This is a genomic window from Kitasatospora sp. NPDC127035 (assembly GCF_042726075.1).
Taxonomy (GTDB): domain Bacteria; phylum Actinomycetota; class Actinomycetes; order Streptomycetales; family Streptomycetaceae; genus Kitasatospora.
In genome coordinates this window covers 26303-48929 of the sequence record NZ_JBHXDN010000016.1, presented here as the reverse complement: position 1 = coordinate 48929, position 22627 = coordinate 26303, and the positions used below count along the sequence as shown (strand labels likewise).

The following is a 22627-nucleotide window of genomic DNA, read 5'->3' as shown; positions in this document are numbered from 1 at the left end:
CCGTGAAGCCCGTCGACCCCCGACTCCTCGGGTACGCCCGCACCACCCGGGCCTTCCTCGCCGGATCGGTCCTGCTCGGTGCGGCCGGCGCCGCCCTGGTGGTCGTCCAGGCGAGCCTGATCGCCGAGATCGTGGTCCGCGGCTTCCAGCAGGGGGCCGGGCTGGACGAGCTCGGCACGCCGCTGGCGCTGCTGGTGCTCACCGCGGTGGGCCGCGGGCTGGTCGGCTGGCTCACCGAACTGACCGCCCACCGGTCCGTCGCCCGGGTGAAGTCCACCCTGCGGCGCCGGCTGCTCGACCACGCCACCGCGCTCGGCCCGGCCTACCTGGCGGGCCGGCGCACCGGCGAGCTCACCGCCCTCGCCACCCGGGGCGTGGACGCGCTCGACGACTACTTCGCCCGCTACCTGCCGCAACTGGCGCTCGCCGTCGTCGTCCCGGTGATCGTGCTGCTGCGGATCGTCGGCGCCGACTTCGCCTCCGCCGCGATCATCGCGGGCACGCTGCCGCTGATCCCGCTCTTCATGGTGCTGATCGGTCTGGCCACCCAGTCGCGGATGGACCGGCAGTGGTCCGTCCTGTCACGGCTCTCGCACCACTTCCTGGACGTGGTCGCGGGGCTGCCCACGCTCAAGGTGTTCAACCGGGCCCGCGCCCAGGCCGCCACCATCGCCCGGATCACCGCCGACTACCGCCGGGCCACCCTGCGCACCCTGCGGATCGCCTTCATCTCCTCCTTCGCGCTGGAGCTGCTCTCCACCCTGTCGGTCGCGCTGGTCGCCGTCTCGATCGGCTTCCGGCTGGTCGACGGCACGCTCGACCTGGAGACCGGGCTGCTGATCCTGATCCTCGCCCCCGAGGTCTACGCCCCGATCCGGCAGGTCGGCGCGCTCTACCACTCCAGCGTCGAGGGGCTGACCGCCGCCGACGAGATCTTCCGGGTGCTGGAGACCGACCGGCCGGCCGTCGGCGTCACCCCGGCGCCCGCCCTGGCCGGGGCGACCGTCCGGCTGGAGGGGCTCACCGTCGCCTTCCCCGGCCGCACCGCGCCCGCCCTCGACGACGCCTCGCTCACCCTGCGCCCGGGCGAGACCGTCGCCCTCACCGGACCGAGCGGGGCCGGCAAGTCCACCCTGCTCGGCGTCCTGCTCGGCCTCACCGCCCCGGACGCCGGCACCGTCCGGATCACCGCCGCCGACGGGCGGACGTACGACCTCGCCGAGCTCGCCCCGGAGAGCTGGCGGCGGCAGATCGCCTGGGTGCCGCAGCACCCGCACCTCTTCGCCGGCACCGTCGCCGAGAACGTGGCGCTCTACCGGCCGGACGCCCCCGACGCGGAGCTGCGGGAGGCGCTGCGGGCCGCGCACGCCCTCGACTTCGTGGAGCGGCTGCCGCAGGGGCTCGCCACCGTGCTCGGCGAGGACGGCGCCGGACTCTCCGCCGGGCAGCGGCAGCGGCTCGCGCTCGCCCGGGTCCTGCTCGCCGGTGACCGGCCGCTCGTCCTGCTCGACGAGCCGACCGCCAACCTGGACGGCGCCTCCGAGGCGGCGGTCGTCGACGCCGTACGGGAGCTGTCCGCCGACCCGGCGCGCACCGTGCTGCTGGTGGCGCACCGGCCCGCGCTGCTCGCGGCGGCCGACCGGCGGGCCCACCTGGCCGGTCCGGCGGTCGCTCCCGGGGCCCCGGTCGCCGCTCCGGCGGACGTGCTCGCGCACAGCGGACGGCCGACCCCGGGCGGCCCGGCGGAGGACGACGCACCGGGGCCGGACGTGGTCCGACCCCGGCTGGCGCTCTCCGTCCTGCTCGGCGCGCTCGCCCTCGGGTGCGCCGTCGCCCTGATGGCCACCTCCGGCTACCTCATCTCCTACGCCTCCGAGATGCCGCCCGTCCTCTACCTGATGATGGCCGTCACCTCCGTGCGCGCCTTCGGCATCGGCCGCAGCGTCTTCCGCTACGCCGAGCGGCTGGTCTCGCACGACGCCGTGCTGCGCACCCTCGGCACCCTGCGCGCCGCCGTCTACCGCAGGCTCACCGTGCTCGCCCCGGCCGGGCTGCCCGCCTTCCGGCGCGGCGACCTGCTCTCCCGGCTGGTCGCCGACGTCGACGCCGTCCAGGACCACTACCTGCGCTGGCGGCTCCCGGCCGCCGTGGCCGCCGTGGTGTCGCTGGCCGCGGCGGCGGCGATGGGCGCCTTCCTGCCCGCCGCCGGGCTGGTCCTCGGACTCGGCCTGCTGCTGGCCGGCGCCGTCGTCCCGGCACTGGCCGCCCGCTGGTCGGCCGGCGCCGAGCGTCGCCAGGCGCCCGCCCGGGGCCGGCTCGCCACCACCGTGGTCGACGCCCTCAGCGGGACGGCCGAGCTCACCGTGGCCGGGGCCCTGCCCGGTCGGCTCGCCGCCGTCCGGGCCGCCGACGCCACGCTGACCGGTCTCGCCGCCCGCTCGGCGACCACGGCCGCGCTCGGCACCGGCCTGATCTCCCTGCTCACCGGCGTCACGGTGGCCGCCGCGGCGGCCGTCGGCCTGCGCGGGGTCCAGGCGGGCACACTGGCGCCGGTCTGCCTCGCGGTGGTCGTGCTCACCCCGCTGGCGGCCTTCGAGGCGGTCACCGGGATGCCGCTCGCCGTCCAGGCCCGCCGGCGAAGCCGGGCGGCCTCGGCGCGGCTGGCCGAGGTGCTGGACGCGCCGCCCGCCGTCGCCGAGCCGGCCGCCCCGGCGACGCTGCCGGAGCGGCCGCTCCCGATCGCGGTGCGCGGGCTGACCGCCCGGTACCCGGGGCAGCGGGTCGACGCGCTGGCCGGTCTCGACCTCGACCTCACCCCCGGCCGGCGGATCGCCGTGGTCGGGGCGTCCGGCTCCGGCAAGACGACGCTCGCCCAGGCGCTGCTCCGCTTCCTGGACCAGAGCGCCGGCAGCGTGGTCCTCGCCGCCGGCTGTCCACAGGCTGTGGACAGCCGGGAGCTCGCGGGGGACGACGTCCGCCGGGTGATCGGCCTCTGCGCCCAGGACGCGCACGTCTTCGACAGCTCGCTCCGGGAGAACCTGCGCCTCGCCCGGCCCTCGGCGGGCGAGGCGGAGCTGCGGGCCGCGCTCGCCGCGGCCCGGCTGCTGGACTGGACGCTGACCCTGCCGGACGGGCTGGACACCATGGTCGGCGAGCACGGCGCCCGTCTCTCCGGCGGTCAGCGGCAGCGGCTGGCGCTGGCCCGGGCGCTGCTCGCGGACTTCCCGGTGCTGGTCCTCGACGAGCCCGCCGAGCACCTGGACCTGCCCACCGCCGACGCGCTCACCGCGGACCTGCTGGCCGCCACCGCCGGGCGGACGACCGTCCTGATCACCCACCGGCTGGCCGGGCTGGACGACTCCACGGTGGACGAGGTGCTGGTGCTGGACGCCGGCCGGGTGGTCGAGCGGGGCCGGTGGTCGGAGCTGGTGGCCGAGCCGGGCGGGCGGCTGCGGGCGATGCGGGAGCGCGAGCGGGAGGCGGACGGCCTGCTGGTGCCGGTGGCGGCCTGACCGGCGACGGTCGCGTCGCTACTTCGGCGGAAAACCGTACAAACTACGCTCGTCACCATGGACCCCTCGCCATCCCTGCCGCCCGACCCCGCCGTTCCCGCCGACCCCGTCGTTCCCGCCGACCCCGTTGTGACACCGGGCCCGACCGGCCGTGCCGTGCCCGTCGTGCCTGCCGCGGTCGCCGGGCCGGAGCCGGCGCCCGAACCCGGCACCGACCCGGCCCCGCACCGGGTGCCCGAGATCGCCTCGCTCGGCCTGGACACCCTGGTCACCGAGGTCGCCGAGCGGCTGCAGTCCGCCGCCGCCGTCACCGACCGGATGCAGCGGCTGCTGGAGGCGGTGGTCTCGGTCGGAGCCGGGCTCGACCTGCACGCCACCCTGCACCGGATCGCCACCGGCGCCGCCGAACTCGTCGACGCCCGGTACGCGGCCCTCGGCGTGATCGCCCCGGGCGGGCACGGACTGTCCGACTTCATCCACGTGGGGATCGACGACGGCAACGCCGCCGAGATCGGCGAGCTGCCGGTCGGACGGGGCATCCTCGGCGTCCTGATCGACCGCCCCGAGCCCCTGCGGCTGAGCGACCTCGGCGCCGACCCGCGCTCGTACGGCTTCCCGCCGCACCACCCGGCGATGCGGACCTTCCTCGGCGAGCCGATCCGGATCCGGGACGAGGTGTTCGGCAACCTCTACCTCACCGAGAAGAAGGGCGGCGGGGCCTTCACCCCCGAGGACGAGCAGGTGGTGCACGCGCTCGCCGCCGCCGCCGGCGTCGCGATCGAGAACTCCCGCCTCTACGAGGAGGGGCGGCGCCGCGAGCGCTGGATCGCCGGCGCCGCCGCCGTCACCACCGCGCTGCTCTCCACCGAGGAGGCGGAGGTCGCGCTGACCGTCGCCGCCGAGCAGGTCCGCGAGCTGGCCGACGCGGCGCTCGGCATGATCCTGCTGCCGACCGCGGACGTGGACGCCGACGCAGGCGCCGAGGCCGCACAGATGCGGATCGCCCACGCCTCCGGCGAGGCCGCCGAGTTCGTCCGCGGCGAGCTGCTCCCGCCGGACAGTTTCGCGGCCCGGCTGCTCAAGGGGGAGAGCGTCCACCTCGACGACATGTCCACCGACCCGAGCGTGGTGATCCGGGCGGCCCGCAGCTTCGGCCCGTCGCTGGCGGTGCCGATGGTCGCCGCCGGCCGGGTGCTCGGCGGGCTCTGCGTCTGGCGCCCGCGCGGCGCACTGCCGTTCACCGAGGCCGAGAAGCAGCTCGCCGAGACCTTCGCCTCGCAGGCTGCGCTCGCCCTGCGGCTCGCCGAGGGCCAGCGGGACCAGCAGCGCCTCGCCGTCTTCCAGGACCGCGACCGGATCGCCCGCGACCTGCACGACCTGGTGATCCAGCGGCTGTTCGCCACCGGGATGATGCTGGAGGGCGCCGCCCGGCGGGCCGTGGTGCCGGAGGTGAGGGTCCGGATCGGCCAGGCGGTGGACGAGCTGGACGCCACCATCCAGGAGGTCCGCACCACGATCTACGCCCTCCAGCACGACAACCACGGCGACGCGCCCGACACCCTGCGCACCCGGGTGCTGCGCGAGTGCAGCCAGGCCGCGGCGGCGCTCGGCTTCAAGCCCTCGGTCTCCTTCATGGGGCCGGTGGAGAGCCTGGTCGGCGAGAAACCGGGTCGTCAACTCCTGGCGGCGCTGAGGGAGATGCTCTCCAATACGGCCCGTCACGCGCGGGCGTCCCGGGTCGGGGTGGAGGTCGAGGCGACCGTGCACCTGGACGACGCCGGGCACCCGGTGGGCGGGGACCCGGAGTCCCTCGACCGCGGCGGCCGGCCCGGCGTGCTGCTGACCGTCACCGACGACGGCGTCGGCATCCCCGAGGGCGGCCGGCGCAGCGGCCTGCGCAACCTGACCCGGCGCGCCGAGGCACTCGGCGGCGACGCCTGGCACGAGCCCGGGCCCTACGGGCGGGGCACCAGGGTGCGCTGGACGGCCCGGCTCTGAACACCCGTGCAGGTGATGGGCCCGGTTCGAACTGTTTGTGGACGGTGCGGAGCGGCTCCGGGAGTGGTTGGCGCGCGGTTGGTGTGCACCCGGTGAAAGTTTAACGAGAGAGAACTTCCCGGCCAACGGAGCAAGTTGTGCATTTCCTGGGCTTCCGGCGGTCTCGTGTGCACACATAGCTTTACTCCCGTCTCGGAGAGGTACCGGACTGTGGGGGAGCAGTGGACGCGTCTGGCCGCGGTCACACCGCAGCGGGGGCAAGTCGAGGGGGGTTTCGAGCAGAACGTGCACCGGACGGGCGGTACCGCTGGCAGTTGAAGGCGCCCAACGGCCGGGTGGTGGCCGTGACCGCGGCGGCGTACGACACGGCCGGGGAGGCGGAGCGCGGCTTCGACGGCTTACGGGCCGGGGCCGAGAGCCTCACCGCCCGGATCACGCACGTCCGGGACGGCATCGGGTGGGTCTGGGTCATCCCCGGCTCGCGCGCCCTCCCGGAGGTCCGGTCCAGCCGCGCGTACGAGCGGTACGCGACCTGTCAGAACGCCTTCCGTCGCTTCGTGGTGCTGCTGGCCAAGCAACCCGCTCTCGAACTCCCGGACCGTGGAGTGTTGTTGAGGTTCCCCGATGTCCGCTGAACGACGCGGACCGAAGCTGCTGACCGTCCCGGCCGGGGACCGCTGCCTCGGCTGGGCGCTGCGCGCCGCCAACGGGCGGCAACTCGGCGTCGGCGTGCGGACCTACCGGAGCGAGGCGGAACTCGCCGACGCCCTCCGGGAACTGATCATCGAACGGACCGTGCTGCGATGTACCGTCGGCCAGTCCGACGCGCGGCTCTGGGTCTGGACGGCCTACCTGCCGGTCCGCACCACCCGTCCGGGCGCCGCCGACGCGGCCGGCCCGGTGGCGCGCAGCGCGCGCGGCTACCTGAGACGGGACCAGTGCCAGGCCGGCGTGGAGGGCTTCCGCGCCGGGCTCCAGCACCTGGGCCAGGAGTTGCGCCGGCTCGGGCGAGACGGCACCTGGCCCTGGTAGTCCGGGCCTCCGGTCGCCCCTCCTCTCCCCGCCGCGCCCGCCGCGCCCGCCCCGGTGCCGCTGCGGAGCTGCGCCCGTGCTCCTCCCGGTGGCCCGTTCGCCGGTGCGGCCCGTTCTTCCTGCTCGTCGCGGTCCCGTGCCCGTTCCCGCTCGCCCCACCTCTCCCCTTCCCCCCTTTTCCGGTGAAGCGCAGGTTTCCGGCAAACCCCCGAGTCGCCACCTGGAGAAGAACGTAACCGGCCTCCCACCTGCGGATTTACCACCCTGCTCGACCATCCTGACCAGTCGCTAAACCTCTCCGAACCGAGATATCGACAATCCCCCCGGGTCACTGACCACCCTTCCGACGGAACCGCGCCGACCGACAGGATCGGCACTGCCGGAGAGGCCGCCGCGGACGCGGTCACCCGGCCCCGGGACTGACAACCAGTACCCGGGCAAGCGATGTACGTCTCTCCCACCGGAGGAACCGGAACATGCGCAAGACCGCTGCCAAGCTGCTCGCCGCCGCCGCCATCGCGACCTCGGTCGTCACCGTCGCGAGCGGCACCGCCGTCGCCGACCCGTCGACGCTGCCGACCCTGCCGCTCGCCCAGGACATCGTGGGCGTCGGCTCGGACACCACCCAGGCCGTCCTGAACGGCCTCTCGGTCGGCTACAACGCCTCCCTGCCGGCCGGCAGCACCCTGCCGCGCCTCTACAGCTGGGACGCGACCGGCTCCTCGCCGATCACCACCAAGACCGGTGCGACCTCGATCGCCCGCCCGAACGGCTCCGGCGCCGGCATCAACGCGCTGAACACCAACACCAGCACCACGGTCGACTTCGCCCGCTCCTCGCGTGGCCCGCAGCTCGGCGACCCGGCCACCGACATCTTCGTCACCCTGGGCAAGGACGCGGTCTCCTGGGCGGCCAAGTCGGGCGGCAACGCGCCGTCCAACCTGACCACCGCCCAGCTCAAGGGCATCTACGAGTGCACCATCACCAACTGGACGCAGATCAGCGCGACCCTGCCGAACGCCACCATCAAGCCCTTCCTGCCGCAGACCAACTCCGGCACCCGGTCCTTCTTCCTGAAGGCCATCGGCGGCGCCACCGCCGTCGTCCCGGGCGCCTGCGTCACGGCCAACCCGCTCGTCCAGGAGAACCAGGGCACCGACCCGGTCCTGAACGACGCCAACGCGGTCGTTCCCTACTCCGTCGCCCACTACATCGGCCAGGTCTTCAACGGCCACGCCTCGGGCAGCGACGCCCAGGGCCCGCTGACCATCCGTGACATCAACAGCATCGTGCCGGTCAGCACCGCCACCCCGAAGGTCATCAACTCCACCTTCGCCGCCACCGCCTACGGCCGCGTGATCTACAACGTGGTCCGCGAGGCCGAGTGGACCGCGACCGACGCCCACGGTGTCGCGCTGCGCGCCATCTTCGGTGTCGGCGGCTGGATCTGCACCAACGGTGGTGCCGGTTCCACGATCATCAAGGACTACGGCTTCCTGGCCCTCCCGAACGGCGCCTGCGGCTCCACCACCCACATCTGATCCACCGCGCCACCCGCACGATCCGCACCGAGTGCACCACCCGGCGGTCACGGGCCTCGCGCCCGTGGCCGCCGGCCCCACCGGACGACCGCCGCACAGGGAGCAGGGGAACGATGCGCACAGTCTTGGGCAAGCTGCTCGCCGTCACGGCGGTCACCGCCTCACTGGCGGGCCTGGGGAGCGGCTCCGCCGCCGCGGACCCGCCCGGGGGAGTCGTCCCCGCACCGAACTCCATCGTCGGCGTCGGCTCGCAGACCACCGCCCCGCTGCTCAACCAGCTGACCGCCGACTACAACGCCTACCTGGCGTCCCTGGGCAACGTGACCGCGCCGCGGGCGTACAGCTTCGACGCGGTCGGAACGCCGATCATCACGCTGAAGACGGGCCTCCCCGCCGCCTCCCGGCCCCTCGGACTCCAGAACGGTCTGGTCGCGCTCCAGGCGAACCCCAACGGGGTCGACTTCGTCAGGTCGGACCGGGGCCGGCTGCCCTCCGACCCCGCGACCAACAGCTTCGTGGCCCTGGCCAAGGACGCGGTCTCCTGGGCGGCCACGTCGGGCGGCAACGCGCCGGTCGGTCTGACCTCGACCGAGCTGAAGGGCATCTACGAGTGCACCTTCACCAACTGGCAGCAGATCAACCCGTTGCTGCCGAACGCCGTCATCAAGCCCTTCCTGCCGCCGGCCGACTCCGGCACCCGGCTGCGCTTCCTGAGGGCCGTCGGCGGAGGCACCTCGGTGATCCCGGGCGGGTGTGTCACGACCACCCCGGTCGAGAACCAGGGCCTCCACCCGCTGCTCAACGACCCGGACGCGGTGTTCCCCTACTCGGTCGGCCACTACATCGGCCAGGTGTACTTCGGCCGCAGCCTCCCGGGCGACGCGCCGGGCCCGCTGACCGTCCGCGCGGTGAACGGGATCCCGCCGGTCGACACCACGACCACCGCGATCAACGCGCCGTTCGCCGGGTCGCTCTACGGGGGGCTGGTGCACGACGTGGTCCGGCAGGCCGCCTACGTCGCGAACACCCCCCAGGGCACCGCCCTACGGAACTTCCTCGGGACCACCGGCTGGATCTGCGGGAACGCGACCGCGGTGACCGACATCAAGACCCACGGCTTCCTCCCGCTGCCCGCCGGCCTCTGCGGCACCCTCTCCTGACCGGCTTCCGGCCGCGCCGGGCGCACCGGCCGCCGGGCCCGCAGCCGGGCCGCGGCGCCGGTCCCGGGCCAGATCTTCGGCCGCCGACCCCGCCGGGCAGTGCGGGGCCGGCGCCGACGAGGCGACCTCCTGGTCGTCTGCTCCACCCAGCACAACCTTTCACCTCTCCTTAGGAGTCCAGCATGTCCCGTACCCGCGCCCGTCTCGCCGCCACTGGTACCGCCGTCGTCCTCGCCGTCACCGGCATGAGTGGTGCGGCCGTCGCCGACACGGCCCCGGCGAGCACGCCGTCCACCGGCAGCGCGGTGGTCAACTCCAGCACCACCTTCCTGAAGGACCAGGCGCTCAACGGCATCGTCGTCATCCCGCTGCCGACCGCCGCCCCGTCGTACGACAGCACCACGGGCATCTCCACCACCTTCCCGGTGACCGGCGGTTCGGCGAACCTCTCCGGCTACTACGGCGACATCGACCTCGGTGGCGGCCTGCTCTTCATCAACGTCTTCACCGGCAAGAGCGCCACCTTCAAGCAGCTCCACTTCAGTGTCGACTCCTGGCAGATCTCCGGCGTGCCGGTCGGCGGCACCGCGCCCGTCGCCCTGCTGGACCCGGCCGGCGACAGCCAGATCGGCCGCAACGGCGCCGTCCAGACGCTCAACACCACCGACCTCCAGCTGGACGCCGCCGGCGCGGAGTACCTGGACTCCAAGCTCAAGACCAGCTTCTTCAAGGCCGGCCAGTCGGTCGGCACCTTCGCCCTGACGTTCACTCAGGGCAGCTGAACCGCGGCCCGTCAGTGATCGCCGCACCATGACGGGCCCGCGCTCCGGCGCGGGCCCGCTCGTATGCGGAGTTCCCAACTCCGGTACGGAGTCGTCGCGTTGTGTTCTCGTACATCCGGTCGACCTGATCCGGCCATGTCCGGATGGCCGAATAGTAGGCAACCGGAGCCGTCACCCCTCAACGCGACCATTCCCTCGTGCCGCCCTCGTGTGCGGCTCGCGATTCCCGGAGGTACCCGCCATGAGAATCCGCGTACCCGACCCGAGAGAAAGAGGGCGGTGGCGCCGGCGACTACCCTCGCTCACACTCGTCCTCGCCGTGGTGGGTGCCCTGGTGACGGTGCCGATCGGGCTCGGCACCGCCCCGCAGGCCCTGGCGGCCTCGGCGAAGACGGTGACCGGGCCGAAGGTCTGGATACCGGGCGCGGAGCCGGGTACGGGAACGTACGGTTCCAACGGGAGCGTCACCGTCTCGCAGACGGAGAGCCTCACCGACCAGGTGATCCAGGTCTCCTGGAGCGGCTTCACGCCGAGCGTGCTGAGGACCGGGGAACAGGCCACGGCCGTGCAGCAGAACTCCGACCAGGTGATGTACCCGGTCCGGATCTACCAGTGCCGCGGGACCGACCCGAAGGTCATGGACTGCTACGGCAGCACCATGTTCGGTGCCGACCCGGCGGCCGGCTTCGAGCAGAAGTACCCCCCCCAGGGCACCACCGCCCCCGACCTGCCGAGCAACATGGCGATCGCGGTCACCGGGGCGGACGGCTCCGGTACGGCGCCGATCGAGGTGCGGTCCTCGCGGTTGAGCCCCTCGCTCGGCTGCGACGCCGCCCACCCCTGCTCGATCGTGGTCGAGGCCAACTACGGCGGCGATCCGCTGGACCTCTACGGGATGCGGAACGGCCAGCCGGACTGCGCCGACCACATGATCGACAACGACGGGGCGATCTTCTACACGGCCACCGACGTGATCATGACCGGGTACGAGAACCCGTTCACGGGGATGAACGGCAACGAGCAGTGCGCGTGGGCCAACCGGGTCGTCATCCCGCTCACCTTCAACGCCACTCCCGAGGACTGCGGCGTCCGGGCCAACGACTTCGTGGTGTCCGGCCTTGAGATGCTCAACCGCGCCATGCAGCAGTGGATCACGGGGCTGTGCCTCGGCAAGACCCCGCTGACCGTCCAGTACTCCTCCGGCGGCGGCGAGCCGCAGGCCCGGCAGTCGTTCCTGCGGGGGACCCGCGACGTCGGCCTCACCGCGCTCCCTGACCGGGATCCGCCGACGCGGCCGTACGTCTACGCGCCGCTGGCGACGACCGGGATCTCGGTGGCCTTCCTGGTCGACTCGCCGACCGGTCGGCAGATCCGGGACATGAAGCTCAACGCCCGGCTGGTCGCGAAGCTGCTGACCCAGAGCTACCGGGCCCCCGGGATCGAGATGCCCACGGTCGGCAACAACCCGAACTGCATCTTCGCCGACGAGGAGTTCCGCTCGCTGAACCCGCTGCCCCCGACGAGCGGCCTCGCCTGGCCCGAGTGCGGCGGCGGCCCGGAGAAGTCCCTGCCGATCGTGCTGGGCACCTCGACCGACCTGACCTACCAGCTGACCTCGTGGATCGCGAGCGACCCGGAGGCGGCGCGGTTCCTGGAGGGCGAGCAGGACCCCTGGGGCACCCGGGTCAACACGCGCTACATGCGGCCCGAGTTCGGCGGCTACCCGACCGACCAGCTGGTCCGGGAGGACGACAGCGGCGGGGTGGAGACGCCCGGAGGCACGCCGCTGCCGGACCACGTGAAGCACTGGAAGCAGTTCGAGTGGAACCCGCTGCAGACCAGCCTCAACCAGGTGCTGCGGTTCATCCAGCAGGGCCAGGTGACGGCCAAGCAGGCCAACCCGGACGCCCAGGGCAACCACCCGTCGTTCTACCCGCAGGTGATCGGCGAGCGGATGCTGTTCGCGATCCTGGACAGCGCCCAGGCGAAGGCCTACGCGATCCCCGAGGCCTCGCTCAAGAACGCGGCCGGTGCCTTCGTCTCGCCGTCCCGGGACACCCTGCAGTCCGCCGTCGCGGACATGCCGGTGGACCCCGCGACCGGGACGCAGCTGCTGCCCTACGGCGCCACGGACAGCGCCTACGCCCGTGACCAGCGGGCGTACCCGCTGACCACGGTGCAGTACGCGATGGTGCCGACCGGCGGTGTGCCGGCGGAGAAGGCGGCGGCGATCGGGACGTTCCTCAAGACCGTCACCGACACCGGCCAGCTGTACGGCGTCGAGCCGGGCCGGCTGCCCGAGGGCTTCCTCGCGCTGACCAAGGAGCAGCGGGCGCAGGCCCAGGACGCGGTCCAGCACGTGACCGCGCAGGACGGCAAGTGGCCGGGCAACCAGAAGCCGCCGACCACACCGGGCGGCGGGGAGAACCCCTCCGGGACCGGTGGCACGGACGGCGGGGCCGGGACGACCGGCGGCACGTCGACCGGTGGTGCCTCGACCGGCGGCAGCTCGGGCACGGGCGGCACCGGCACGACCGGGGGCACCGGCACGACGGGCAGTACCGGGACGACGGGTACGCCGGTGACCGACGGCAGCGCCTCGTCCTCCGGTTCGTCGGGCACGTCCGGCACCTCCGGCACGTCCGGCGGCTCCGGCACGTCGGGGAGCTCCGGCACGTCGGGAGGCGTCGGCGGCTCGGCCACCGGCGGTTCCGGCGCAACGGCGGGCGGCGCGCCCGCTCCGGCGGCGACCGCACCGGCCGCCGCCAAGCCGGCGCCGAGCGCCGCACCGAGCCAGAACGGCGGGCCGCTCGCGGCGGCGCCGGTGGCGGCCGGTTCGCCGTCGGCGGACCGCTCGGGCAGTGCCCGGCTGCTGCTGCCGATCGCCCTGATCGCCGGCCTGGTGCTGCTGGTCGGCGGCCCGGCGGCGCTCGTTCTGGGCGGTACCCCGGCCGGTGCGCGGCTGACCGCCGCCACCCGCGGGGTCTGGGCGCGGATCCGCCGCAGCCCCTGACGCCGCCCGGTCGGTGAGGACTCGGCGGGGCCGCCGTCCCGGCCCCGCCGAGTCCGCTTCCCGTCGCCGGGCGCCCTTCCCCGGGGAATCGCGCCCGGCGTCCTCCCCCGACCACCGTGATCCCTGGACCGAGCAGTTCCCACCGAGTGCGCCGGAGAGCAGACCATGACAGCCGCCGCCGAGCCCGCGGCACCGTTCGCCGAGGCTCCACGCCAGCCCGACCCCGACGTACCCCGCACCATCACCGCCCCCGCCACGCCCGGCGACCGGGTGTTCCGCGGCATGCTGCGGACCGCGGGCCTCTCGGTCTTCGTGATCATGGGGCTGATCGCGTTCTTCCTGATCCTGCGCGGCGCCGATGCCCTGCGCGTGGTCGGTTTCGACTTCTTCACGGAACAGAAGTGGCAGACCCAGGCCGGTAACTTCGGCATCGCGGCCGTTCTGCCGAACGGCATCCTGATCGCCGTGATCGCGCTGGCGATCGCCGTTCCGGTCGCCATCACCACGGCGGTCTTCATCTCCGAGTACGCACCGGTGCGGCTGCGCGCGACGCTGATCTCACTGGTCGACCTGATGGCGGCGATCCCCAGCATCGTCTACGGGCTCTGGGGGCTGTTCTTCCTCCAGCCGCAGATCATCGGGCTCGCGCGCTGGGCCTCCAACCACCTCGGTGACGTGATCCCCTTCCTCAAGGTGCGCACCGGGGACATCGCCACCTCCTACACCTCGTCGACCTTCGTCGCGGGCGTGGTGGTCTCCCTGATGATCATTCCGATCATCATCTCGCTCAGCCGTGAGGTGTTCTCGCAGGCCCCGCAGGGCGAACGCGAGGGCGCGTACGCGCTCGGCTCCACCCGCTGGGGGATGGTGCGCACGGTGGTCCTGCCGTTCGGGCGCGGGGGTGTGATCGGGGCCGTGATGCTCGGCTTCGGCCGCGCGATGGGCGAGACCATCGCCGTCGCGCTGATCATCTCGCCGAGCTTCAAGACCATGACCCACGTGCTGGAGAACGGCGGCAACTCGATCTCCGCGCTGATCGCGCTGCGGTTCGGCGAGTCGGACAGGCTGGCCCTCTCCGCGCTGATGCTGGCCGGCCTGGTCCTGTTCGGGATCACCCTGCTGGTCAACGTGGCGGCGAGCTTCGTGATCTCGCGCTCCCGTTCCGGCTCGGCGACGGTGGACTGAGCCGTGGCCGACCAGAGAAGCACGACCGACCGGGGGCGGCCGCCCCGAAAGGGCGCCGCGGCCGACCAGGACCCCGGGGCGGGCCGGAGCACCCGCCGCCGGGCCCGCCGACCGCTTCCGCTCCGCCGTGAAGGGACGCACCGATGACCACCCTCGACAGGCCGCCCGCCGTGGCACCCGCGACGCCCCTGCCGGACGAGCCGCACGCCGAACCGGACCGGAAGGACCCGCGTCCGGAGCGGAAACTGAAGCTCGGCGGGACCACCCGCGACGACTTCTTCACGATCGCCGGCGCGCTGGTCGGCGCGCTGGGACTGGACTGGGTGCTGTACGAGCGGGTGCTCCCGTTCAGCGGCGCCCTGGGCTTCCTGTTCTGCTGGTACGTGCTCTTCCTCGTCGGCTACTTCCTCCTCGGCCGGATGCAGTGGGGCCCGCTCCTGGTCCGTGAGCGACTGGTGGCCGTGGTCGCCTGGAGCTCCGGCCTGTTCGTCGTCGGGCTGATCGCCGACCAGATCGGCTACGTCGCCTCGAAGGGGTTCGAGGCGGCCCAGCACAGCAACTTCTTCACCGAGACGATGGTGAGCACGGCCTCGCTCTCCCCGATCACCTCCGGCGGCGCACTCCACGCGGTCGTCGGGTCGCTCGAACAGCTCGGCCTGGCCACGCTGTTCGCCGTCCCGCTGGGCATCGCCGCAGCCGTCTTCATGTCGGAGATCGGCGGCCGGCTGGCCCGTCCGGTCCGGACGCTGGTGGAGGCGATGACGGCGCTGCCGTCGATCGTCGCGGGCCTCTTCATCCTGGGCGTCGTCATCCTCACCTTCGGGTTCGAGAAGAGCGGTTTCGCGGCCTCCCTGGCGCTGATGGTGATGATGATGCCGATCGTCACCCGGGCCGCCGAGGTCGTCATCCGCCTGGTGCCGGGCACCCTGCGGGAGGCCTCGTACGCGCTCGGCGGCAGCCAGTGGCGGACCGTCTGGAACGTCGTGCTGCCGACCGCGCGGCGCGGTCTGGTGACCGCCGTCGTGCTGGGTATGGCGCGCGCGGTGGGCGAGACCTCGCCGGTCCTGCTGACGGCCGGTTTCACCTCGCGCCTCAACGCCAACCCCCTGGAGGGGCAGCAGATCTCGCTGCCGCTCTACATCTGGAGCTACGTCAAGCTGCCGGTCCCCGAGATGACCGCGCGCGCCTTCGCCGCCGGTCTGACCCTGATGGCGGTGGTGATGATCCTCTTCGTCACCGCGCGTCTGCTCGGCGGTCGAGGCCCCGGAGAGATGAGCCGGCGCCAGAAGCGCAAGCTCGCCCGCGCCGCCCAACCCGCTCGGGCCCCCCGGCCGGAGCAGCCCACCCCCGCCCACCTCGGCGGTCCCGTCGTCGCCACCGTGGAGCACTGATGTTCCGATCGACCACCCTCAGTACCGGAGGAGTTCCCATGTCGCGGGAGGCCGAACGCCGCCCCCTGGCACGCCCGTTGGCCGTGCTGATGTCCACCCTGCTCGCGGCCGGTTCGCTGCTGCTGGGGCAGGCCACCCCGGCGCACGCGGCCGTCGCGCTGACCGCCAGCGGCTCCAGCTGGGCGTACCCGGCGATCGACCAGTGGCGCCAGGACGTCGGGCCCCAGGGCATCCAGATCGACTTCAGCGCCGTCGGCTCGGCCCGTGGCCGCCAGGAGTGGTCCATCGGCCAGAACGACTTCACCGCCTCCGACGTGCCGTTCCGCACCAAGATCGACACCGGTGCGAGCGAGGAGGTCCTGCGCAGCGGCGGCGGCGGCGTGGAGAACCCGGTGTACGGCTACTCCTACGTCCCGATCACCGCCGGTGGCACGGCGCTGATGTACAACCTGAAGATCGGTGGCAAGCAGGTCCGCGACCTGCGGCTCTCGCCCCAGACCATCATGGACATCTTCACCAGCAAGATCACCAACTGGAACGACCCGAAGGTCACCGCCGACTACGGCCGGACGCTGCCCAACCTGCCGATCACCCCGGTGATCCGTTCGGACGGCTCCGGCGCGACGGCCCAGTTCACCCGGTGGATGAGCCACACCTTCCCCGCCCAGTGGGAGGAGTACTGCAAGTCCGTCAACAAGGTCTCCTGCGGTGAGTTCACCGAGTTCTTCCCGCCGTCCGGCCGGATGACGGCCCAGAACGGCTCGGACACGGTGGCCGGTTACATCAAGGCCAGCTCGGGCGACGGCACCATCGGCTACGACGAGTACGCGTTCGCCAAGCGCAGCGACTGGCCGGTGGTGAAGGTCCTCAACCCGGCCGGCTACTACGTCCTGCCGACCGCCCCCAACGTCGCCATCGCGCTCACCGCCGCGAAGATCCGCGGTGTCGACGACAACACCTCGCCGGACGACCCGAACTACCTCCAGCAGAACCTGGACGAGGTCTACACCAACTCGGACGCCCGCTCCTACCCGCTCTCCAGCTACAGCTACCTGGTGGTGCCGCGGGCCAACTCCCTCAAGGCGCTCCCGCGTTTCAGCAACGACAAGGGCGGCGCACTGAGCAAGTTCCTCTCCTACGTGCTCTGCCAGGGCCAGGGCGAGGCCGACGACCTCGGCTACTCGCCCATCCCGCGCGGCCTGGTCCGCGGCGGACTGCTCCAGGCTCAGCACATCCCCGGCAACGCCAGCCCGGTCGACCCCAACACCCTCTCCAACTGCAACAACCCGACCTTCAACGCCGCCGGCCGGCTGACCATCCTGGACAGCGCCCCGCAGCCCAGCGCCTGTGACGCCAAGGGCCAGCCGCTGGACTGCAAGATCGTGGACGGCAAGCCGTCGACGGGCGGCGCCGGCAGCTCGGGCGGCAGCTCCGGCGGGGCCGCGGCCACCGGCGGCGGCGCGGCAGCGGGTGGCACCGCCGCCTCGGGCGGCGCGGCGGCGACCGGCGGCGGCGCGGCGGCCACCGGCTCCACCGGGACCACCGGCAACAAGGCCGGCACCGGCAAGACCGGCAACACCCAGACGCCCGGCTCCACCGGCGCGGGCGGTGCGGCAGCGGGCGGTGCGGCAGCCGGCGGCGCCGCGGCCACCGGCGGTGCGGCGGCCACCGGCGGCACGGGCGAGGTCGCGCCCGGCGATCCCGCCGCGGCCGCCGACCCGAACGGCGCTCCGGCCGACGGCGAGGCCGCGGCCGAGGACGTCGTCGACCCGCAGACCGGTCAGGTGGTCGCGCGCGGCCGCGGCGGTGCCGCCACCGAGGTCGCGGCCAACGTCGTGGAGGTCGGCGGACGCCCCGAGGACTGGACGCTGAGCACCCTCACCGCGCTCGAACTGCTCGCCGTGGTGATCGTCCCGCCGCTGCTCGGACGGCGCCTGCTGCGCCGTCGCGCGAACAACGGCGGCCGGTCATGACGGCCCCGGCGCTGGAGAAGCCGACGGCCCCGGCGCAGCCCGCGCCGGCCCCGGCCGTCGAGCCGGACACCCCCGGGACCGCGCCCAAGCCGGACGGGCCGGACGGGCCGTCCGGCCCCGGGCGGACCGCAGGGCGGATCCGGTTCCTCCAGGGGGCCTGGGCGGTGAGCCTGCTGGCGGCGCTCACCCTGGGCTTCGTCGGCTACCTCTTCACCCTCTCGCACGTCCAGGAGAAGCACTTCCAGTCGACCGCCTACAAGTCCTTCCGGGACCAGCTGGCCAAGGCCACCGCCCCGACCGGCGCGGCCGGGAGCGGCGATCCGGTCGCGCTGCTGGACATCCCGGCGATCGGGCTGCACCACGTGGTCGTGGTGGAGGGCACCACCGGCCGGGACCTCATGCGCGGTCCCGGCCACCGGCGGGACACCGCGCTGCCCGGGCAGACCGGCGTCGCGGTGCTCTTCGGCCGCGGCGCGACCTTCGGGGCGCCGTTCGCCGAACTGACCAAGCTCCGGGTCGGGGACAAGATCGAAGCCACCACCGGGCAGGGCAAGTTCACCTACACCGTCAACGTGTACGGCGACGAGGACCACCCGATCGCGGACCCGGCCCGCAACCGGATGGTGCTGGTCACCGGGGACTCCGACTGGATCCCGCGTTCGACGGTGATGATCGGCGCCCGGCTGGACGGCGAGCCGCAGGCCAACCCGGGCGGCCGGCCCCGCACCGTGCCCTACGACAAGGCGCTGGCCGCCGACAAGGGCGCGCTGGCCACGCTGCAGCTGTGGACGCTCGGCCTGCTCGGCGCGGTGGTCGCCGCGATCGTGCTGGCCCGGTACTGGCACCGCTCGGCGGCCTACCTCAGCCTCGCGCCGGTGGTCGGCGCGCTGCTCTGGGCGGTCTACGAGAACGCCGCCGCCCTGCTGCCCAACCTCTACTGACGCGCGCCCGGAGGACCGTACCGATGACGGATGCACCGATGACCGACGTACCGCCCGGCCAGGCCACGGGGGCCGGACCGTCCGAGACCACGATCACCCTTCCCGCCGTCCCGCCCGGCCCCGGCGCGTACGCCGGGTACGAGGGGCAGCAGCTGCTGTACCCGCAGGACGCGCACTACGAGACCCACGGCGAGGAGCCGGTGCTGGCCGGGCTGGAGACCCGTGACGTCTCCGCCTGGTTCGGCTCCCACAAGGTGCTGGAGCGGGTCTCGCTCGCCATGCCGGCCGGTGAGGTGACCGCACTGATCGGCCCGTCCGGCTGCGGCAAGTCCACCTACCTGCGCATCCTCAACCGGATGCACGAGATGATCCGCGGCGCCGCGCTCTCCGGCGAGGTGCTGCTGGACGGCGACGACGTCTACCGGCCCGGCCGGCGCCCGACCGAGGTCCGCCGCCGGATCGGCATGGTGTTCCAGCGGCCGAACCCGTTCCCGGCGATGTCCATCCAGGACAACGTCTCCAGCGGGCTGAAGCTGGCCGGCATCAAGGTCGCCAGGGACGAGCGCGAGCACCTGGTGGAGACGAGCCTGCGCCGGGCCGGCCTCTGGGACGAGGTCGCCAGCCGGCTGCACACCCCCGGCGGTTCGCTCTCCGGCGGACAGCAGCAGCGCCTCTGCATCGCACGGTCGCTGGCCGTCTCGCCGGACATCCTGCTGATGGACGAGCCGTGCTCGGCGCTCGACCCGACCTCCACCCGGCGCGTCGAGGAGACCATCGCGGAGCTGCGCGGGCGGCTCACCATCGTGATCGTCACCCACAACATGCAGCAGGCGCAGCGGGTTTCGCAGTCCTGCGCGTTCTTCCTGGCCACCCACGACACGCCCGGCCGGATCGTGGAGGCCGGTCCGACCGAGCAGGTGTTCCAGAACCCGCGCGACCAGCGGACCTCGGACTACGTCAACGGGCGCTTCGGGTAGTCCCCCGGAGCCCTGCGGAAGTCCCCTGCGGGGGGCTTCCCGCGGGAGTCGCTCGTGCACCGGCCGGCGGGTCCCTTCCGCCGGCCGGTGCGGTCGTTCGGGGGCCCGGACGACCGCTCGGCGGGCCGGGGACGGTGGACCGGTGACGGTGACGGTGACGGTGGCCGGGGCCGGGGCCGGGGCCGGCGGTGGGGACGGTCGGGCCGGGGTCAGCGTCGGGGGTGGTCGAGCAGCTGCTCCAGCACCGCCGCCACACCGTCCTGCTCGTTGCTCACGGTGTGCAGCGGCACCGCCGCCAGCACCTGCGGATGGGCGTTGGCCACGGCGTACGCGGTGCCGGCCCAGGCGAGCATCTCCAGGTCGTTCGGCATGTCGCCGAAAGCCACCACCTCGCTCCGGTCGATCCCGCGCGCCGCGCACCAACGAGCCAGCGTGCTGGCCTTGGTGACGCCGGGCGCACTGATCTCCAGCAGCGGGATCGGCGCCGAGCGGGTGATCTCGGCCAGGTGGCCGGCCGCCTCCCGGGCCTCGCCGAGCAGCTTGTCCGGGTCCAGGTCCGGGTGCTTGGCGAGCAGCTTGAACAGCCCCTGCACCGCCCCGCCCGTGCCCAGCAGCTCCTCCGCCGGACCGATCGGGTGGTTCTCGTCCTGGCCCCACATCCGGACCTCGTACCCGGGCTCGCGGGCGAACCCGGCCGGGTACTCGAAGGCGAACGCGGTGCCCGGGAGCTTCTTGCGCAGCCGCTCGACCACGGCGAGCGCGGCCTCGGCCGCCAGCGGGAACGACTCCAGCAGCTCGCCGCGCCGCACGTCCACCACCGCGCCGCCGTTCGAGCAGATCGCCACCCCGTGGCCGCCGATGTGCGTGCTCACCTGCTTCATCCAGCGCGGCGGGCGGCCGGTCACGAACACCACCTGGACCCCGGCCGCCTCCGCGGCTGCCAGGGCGGCGGCGGTGCGCTCGGTGACGGTTCCGCCCGAGCAGAGCAGGGTGCCGTCCAGGTCGGTGGCTATCAGCCGGGGAGCGGTGCGCGGTGTGGTCACCGGTCCATCTTCGCCCACCGGTGCCGGGAGGTCACCGGCGCGGGGGCCGATGTGGCCCTCGTCGCGGTGACCTCCCGGCGTCCGGGTGTCCGGCCGTGCGGTGGGTGGCGCCGTGCTGCCGTGGCGCCGTGGTGCCGTGCGGTGCCGCGGCGGTGCTACGCCACGGTGAGGGTCAGGCCGGCGGTGTGCAGCTGCCCGCCGGTCCGGAACTGCAGGAAGAGCCGCCAGTCCCCGGCGGCCGGCATCTCGGCGTGGAACGTCAGCGTCGGGCCGCCGGTGCCGTTCGCCTCCGCCCTCGTCTCCGGGTGGAGGTGGGCGAAGGCCTGGTCACCGGCGCGGAACGCGGTCAGGTGGGCGAAGGTCTCCAGGTACGGCTGGAGGTCGGTGACCGGGGCGCCGTCCCTGGCGAAGGCCACCTTCAGCTCGCCCGCCCTGCCCGCGACCGGGGAGCCCTCGACCGTGACGGTGTACCCGTCCACCGTCGTGGTGCCGGTCGCGGCGGGCAGCCCGGCGGCGGCGTCGGCGCCCTCGCCGGGGACGGTCACCGTCCGGCTGAGCACCAGGCCGCTGCCGCTGCCGGGGCCGCTGTCCGGGACGAACGAGGCGTACGTCCGCCAGGTGCCGGGGGTGAGCGCGGCCAGCGGGGCGGTCCAGGTGCCGTCGGCGGCCATCTCGGGGTGGAGGTGCTGGAAGCCGGTCAGGTCCGACCGGACGGCGTAGAAGTGCATCCGCTCGGTCTGCTCGGTCCGGTAGGCGGTGAGCCGGGTGCCGTCCGGCGCGGTGACGGCGAACCGGTACGCGGCGGGGGTCCCCGCGGTGAGCGTCCCGGTGTCGGAGGTGAGGCGGTAGCCGTTCCGCTCGGCGGACGGGGCGGCCGTCGTGGGGGTGGAGGAGGCGGCCGGCTCCGGCACGGCGGGCACGCCGTGGCCCTGGTGGGCGCCGGTGGGGGCGGCGGCCGTGGTGGTGGTACCGGCGGTGGGGGCGGCGGCGGCCGTGGTGGTGCCGTGCGCCGCCCCGCCGTGGTCGGTCCCGCTCGTCGCGGCGGAGCCGCAGGCGGTCAGCGTGACCGCCAGGGCGGCGGCGCCTGCGGCGAGCGCCAGGGCGCGTGCGCGGGGGTGGGCGTGCGGACGGGAGTGGTGAGTCATCGTTCGAGGTGTCTTCCGGTGTGTGCGGGCAGGACGCGGCGCGCCCGGGCCCCGTCGACGGGGAGCCCGGCGCGGGCCCGGTCAGGTCCGGGAGACGCACACCTGGGAGAGCAGCCGCCGTCCGGCGGGCGGAGCACGCGGACCGTCGGCCCGCCGCCCGCGCGGCCCGTCCGGCGGGCGCAGCGCGATCAGCACGACGGCCGCCCCGGCCGACAGCGGGGCGGCGGGCAGCCCGGCGCCGTCCCGGTCGCGGGCGGTGACGCAGGACGCCGCCTGCGGCGCGTCCCCGTGAGCCGTTCGCGGCCCGGCCGCCCGGGGGTCGCTCCCGGGCGGCCCGTCGGGCGCGTCCGGCGCGTGGTGGTGCCCGGCGACCGCCGGCACCGAGGGCACGGCCGGCGCGTGGCAGCCCCCGGCCGCCGTCGGCGAGCCGTGCATCAGGAACAGCCCGGCGAGCAGCGCGCAGAGCAGCAGCGACCGGGCCACGGCCCCGTGCCGCACCCCCGCCCGCACCCGCGCCCGCCCACCGTCTGCCGTCACGCGCCCGAGAATACCCCCGGCCGGTATTCGGCCCCCGTAAGCACGCGCGGCGCGGCCACGTTTCGGTCCCCGCTGCGCCAGTTCCGGCCGATTCGCCTGTTCCCGGGGTGTCCCGCCCCCGCTGACCGGGCAGGACTCTCCTCGGCCACCCCGTCGGCAGGAAGAGCCATGCCAACTCGCCAGCTTCGAGACGAGCGCCCACCGACCACTCCCGAGGAGGACCCGTCGCCGTCCCGCGAACCGGTCCTGATCGGCGACATCCTCTTCGAGACCCTCACCGACCTCGCCCGCCGCGGCACCCCGACCACCCCCGTCCGCCTCCCCGCCCAGCGCCCCCACCCCTGACCCCGCAGGCCCGACTCGGCGGTGGCGACCACCTCACGTCGCACTGGCATCG

General features: G+C 74.0%; 17 protein-coding genes. 14 read left to right on the top strand and 3 right to left on the bottom strand.

Annotated features, from left to right (window positions below; translation table 11 throughout):
• The first annotated feature begins 2 nt into the window (after nucleotides 1-2).
• The 13 genes from cydD to ACFWIC_RS13900 all read left to right on the top strand — a co-directional run bounded on the left by cydD (nucleotide 3) and on the right by ACFWIC_RS13900 (nucleotide 19505).
• Nucleotides 3-3512: a thiol reductant ABC exporter subunit CydD gene (cydD, locus tag ACFWIC_RS13960; RefSeq protein ID WP_380518414.1), complete on the top strand. Its 3510-nt coding sequence runs from the start codon at nucleotides 3-5 to the stop codon at nucleotides 3510-3512.
• Nucleotides 3513-3830: 318 nt separating this feature from the next.
• On the top strand, nucleotides 3831-5510 hold the full coding sequence (locus ACFWIC_RS13955) for a GAF domain-containing protein (RefSeq protein ID WP_329884994.1): 1680 nt from the start codon (nucleotides 3831-3833) through the stop codon (nucleotides 5508-5510).
• Nucleotides 5511-5731: 221 nt separating this feature from the next.
• A complete protein-coding gene (locus ACFWIC_RS13950; RefSeq protein WP_380518411.1) occupies nucleotides 5732-6145 on the top strand; it encodes a DUF1508 domain-containing protein in 414 nt (137 codons plus the stop codon).
• Nucleotides 6135-6542 carry a hypothetical protein gene (locus ACFWIC_RS13945; protein ID WP_329949662.1) on the top strand — a complete coding sequence of 136 codons (408 nt, stop codon included), beginning with the start codon at nucleotides 6135-6137 and terminating at the stop codon, nucleotides 6540-6542. Before ACFWIC_RS13950 ends, ACFWIC_RS13945 begins: the two co-directional genes overlap by 11 nt.
• A 476-nt stretch (nucleotides 6543-7018) precedes the next feature.
• Complete coding sequence (locus ACFWIC_RS13940; protein WP_329949663.1) at nucleotides 7019-8083, top strand: substrate-binding domain-containing protein; 1065 nt, start codon at nucleotides 7019-7021, stop codon at nucleotides 8081-8083.
• A gap of 113 nt (nucleotides 8084-8196) precedes the next feature.
• Entirely contained in the window at nucleotides 8197-9243 is a 1047-nt protein-coding gene (locus ACFWIC_RS13935) for a substrate-binding domain-containing protein (protein ID WP_380518409.1), read from the top strand.
• Nucleotides 9244-9425: 182 nt separating this feature from the next.
• Nucleotides 9426-10025 carry a hypothetical protein gene (locus tag ACFWIC_RS13930; RefSeq protein ID WP_329949665.1) on the top strand — a complete coding sequence of 200 codons (600 nt, stop codon included), beginning with the start codon at nucleotides 9426-9428 and terminating at the stop codon, nucleotides 10023-10025.
• Nucleotides 10026-10359: 334 nt separating this feature from the next.
• Nucleotides 10360-13038 (top strand): hypothetical protein, encoded by a 2679-nt coding sequence (locus tag ACFWIC_RS13925; protein WP_380518406.1) that lies wholly within the window; start codon nucleotides 10360-10362, stop codon nucleotides 13036-13038.
• Between the two features lie 165 nt (nucleotides 13039-13203).
• Nucleotides 13204-14223: a phosphate ABC transporter permease subunit PstC gene (gene pstC / locus ACFWIC_RS13920; protein ID WP_329884713.1), complete on the top strand. Its 1020-nt coding sequence runs from the start codon at nucleotides 13204-13206 to the stop codon at nucleotides 14221-14223.
• Between the two features lie 143 nt (nucleotides 14224-14366).
• Complete coding sequence (gene pstA / locus ACFWIC_RS13915; RefSeq protein WP_380354477.1) at nucleotides 14367-15614, top strand: phosphate ABC transporter permease PstA; 1248 nt, start codon at nucleotides 14367-14369, stop codon at nucleotides 15612-15614.
• Nucleotides 15615-15652: 38 nt separating this feature from the next.
• Nucleotides 15653-17587 (top strand): phosphate ABC transporter substrate-binding protein PstS, encoded by a 1935-nt coding sequence (locus ACFWIC_RS13910; RefSeq protein WP_329949668.1) that lies wholly within the window; start codon nucleotides 15653-15655, stop codon nucleotides 17585-17587.
• Nucleotides 17584-18528 (top strand): class E sortase, encoded by a 945-nt coding sequence (locus ACFWIC_RS13905; protein WP_329949669.1) that lies wholly within the window; start codon nucleotides 17584-17586, stop codon nucleotides 18526-18528. The genes ACFWIC_RS13910 and ACFWIC_RS13905 overlap by 4 nt, the downstream gene beginning before the upstream one ends.
• Before the next feature lie 200 nt (nucleotides 18529-18728).
• Nucleotides 18729-19505 (top strand): phosphate ABC transporter ATP-binding protein, encoded by a 777-nt coding sequence (locus ACFWIC_RS13900; RefSeq protein WP_329884993.1) that lies wholly within the window; start codon nucleotides 18729-18731, stop codon nucleotides 19503-19505.
• A 209-nt stretch (nucleotides 19506-19714) separates the two neighbouring features.
• On the opposite strand, the gene ACFWIC_RS13895 is transcribed toward ACFWIC_RS13900, so the two are convergent.
• The 3 genes from ACFWIC_RS13895 to ACFWIC_RS13885 form a co-directional block, all read right to left on the bottom strand.
• A complete protein-coding gene (locus ACFWIC_RS13895) occupies nucleotides 19715-20548 on the bottom strand; it encodes a Cof-type HAD-IIB family hydrolase (RefSeq protein ID WP_329884709.1) in 834 nt (277 codons plus the stop codon).
• Nucleotides 20549-20703: 155 nt separating this feature from the next.
• On the bottom strand, nucleotides 20704-21693 hold the full coding sequence (locus ACFWIC_RS13890; protein WP_380518402.1) for a hypothetical protein: 990 nt from the start codon (nucleotides 21691-21693) through the stop codon (nucleotides 20704-20706).
• 81 nt (nucleotides 21694-21774) lie between these two features.
• Nucleotides 21775-22230: a hypothetical protein gene (locus ACFWIC_RS13885; RefSeq protein WP_380354484.1), complete on the bottom strand. Its 456-nt coding sequence runs from the start codon at nucleotides 22228-22230 to the stop codon at nucleotides 21775-21777.
• A gap of 168 nt (nucleotides 22231-22398) precedes the next feature.
• On the opposite strand from ACFWIC_RS13885, the gene ACFWIC_RS13880 reads away from it, so the two are divergent.
• On the top strand, nucleotides 22399-22575 hold the full coding sequence (locus ACFWIC_RS13880; protein ID WP_329884706.1) for a hypothetical protein: 177 nt from the start codon (nucleotides 22399-22401) through the stop codon (nucleotides 22573-22575).
• Nucleotides 22576-22627 lie beyond the last annotated feature (52 nt).